This window comes from Streptomyces katrae, from assembly GCF_000966975.1.
GTDB classification, from domain to species: domain Bacteria; phylum Actinomycetota; class Actinomycetes; order Streptomycetales; family Streptomycetaceae; genus Streptomyces; species Streptomyces katrae.
Genome location: NZ_JZWV01001320.1, coordinates 1 through 1161 on the forward strand (window position 1 = coordinate 1; position 1161 = coordinate 1161).

Below are 1161 nucleotides of genomic sequence, written 5' to 3' on the forward strand. Positions count from 1 at the left end.
GCCCGGATCGCCGAGGAGGACCCCTCGCTGGTGGTCCGGACGGACGCGGAGACCGGGCAGACCGTGCTGTCGGGGCTGGGCGAGCTCCATCTGGAGGTCGCGGTGGAGAAGATCCGCCGGGACCAGGGGGTGGAGGTCGTCGTGGGCCGGCCGCAGGTCTCCTACCGGGAGACCGTGGTCGACGGGGTCACCGGACTGGTCTTCCGGCACGTCAAACAGGACGGCGGCGCGGGCCAGTTCGCCCATGTGGTGATCGACGTCGAGCCGCTGGGCGAGCCGGGCTTCGAGTTCCGTTCGACGGTCGTCGGCGGCAGGGTCCCGCAGGAGTACGCGCGGGCCGTGGAGGCCGGCTGCCGGGACGCCCTCGCCGAGGGTCCCCTCGGCGGGCACCCGGTGACCGGGCTGCGGGTCGTCCTCACCGACGGGGCGACCCACTCCAAGGACTCCTCGGAGCTCGCCTTCCGCGCGGCCGGCCGGTTCGCCCTGCGGGAAGCGCTGCGCGCGAGCGCGCTGGAGCTGCTGGAGCCGGTCGCGGAGGTGACGGTGACCGTACCGGAGGGGTCCGTCGGCGCGGTCCTCGGCGACCTCGCCGCCCGGCGCGGCCGGGTCACGGGCTCGGCCGCCCGGGCCGGGACGGCGGTGGTGACGGCGACGGTGCCGCTGGCCGAGCTGTTCGGCTACGCGTCCCGGCTGCGCGGCCGCACCCAGGGCCGGGGCACCTTCACCACCCGCCCGGCGGGCCTGGCCCCGGTCCCGGCGGGGGTGGCCTCGAACCTCCTGCCGCGCTAGCCACCGGCCCCCGCTCCGCCCCGCCCCCTACAGCGGGGCGGGGCGGGGTGCCCTGACCGCGCTCGAATTATCTTGACGTCGAGATAGATGAGGGGGCAGGCTACCGCCTGGTATCTCGACATCGAGATACTTTCGGACGGGGGAAGGCGGAGGCCCGGCATGGGGCGGCACGGTACGACAGGGCAGCACAAAGACAGCGACCACGACGACGCCGCAGAACCGACCCCACACCCGGCCCCGGCCCCGGCCAACCCGCCTGCGGCCGCGGCCCCGGGCCCTGCCCCTGACCCGGCCCCGGGCTCGGCCCCCGGCCAGACCATGAACCCGGCCCCCGGCCTGGCCGTGGTCCCTGATCCGGCCCTGGGTTCGGCC

Annotated in this window: 1 protein-coding gene; it reads left to right on the forward strand. The window is 76.1% G+C overall.

Annotated elements, in window-relative coordinates:
* Positions 1 to 789, forward strand: a 789-nt coding sequence (locus tag VR44_RS36705; protein ID WP_045952001.1) for a translation factor GTPase family protein, incomplete at its 5' end; no start/stop codon positions are given.
* Between the last annotated feature and the right edge of the window lie 372 nt (positions 790 to 1161).